The organism is Halomonas sp. SIMBA_159 (assembly GCF_046536035.1).
Taxonomy (GTDB): Bacteria; Pseudomonadota; Gammaproteobacteria; order Pseudomonadales; family Halomonadaceae; genus Vreelandella; species Vreelandella venusta_A.
In genome coordinates this window covers 1-291 of sequence record NZ_JAWJBT010000319.1, presented here as the reverse complement: position 1 = coordinate 291, position 291 = coordinate 1, and the positions used below count along the sequence as shown (strand labels likewise).

Here is a 291-nt window from a genome sequence, read left to right as displayed (position 1 = left end):
CATTGGCCGCCACCAGAAGGCACGAAGAAGTTCACAAGCCCGGCGCTTAAAAATGCGAATAACGGGAAGGTCTCCGCCGTCGAAACGCTGACGAAGGCTTCCGAAATGACTGCCGCGAGTCCTGATGCTGTCATCATGCCCATGATGCCTGCGTAAAACGGGAACTGGACGATGATGGCGCCTGCCCCTTTGACCGCTTCCTGGACCGCGCTCAAATACTTGCGCGGCGTCCCGTGGAAAAGGATGCCGAGGAACAAGAACATGAAGTTGACCAAGTCGAGCGTTAACGCA

General features: G+C 56.4%; 1 protein-coding gene. It reads right to left on the bottom strand.

What is annotated here, in order from left to right; translation table 11 throughout:
* The coding region (locus R0J87_RS19455; RefSeq protein ID WP_498888301.1) for a TIGR00366 family protein at nt 1-291 on the bottom strand (291 nt) is incomplete at both ends.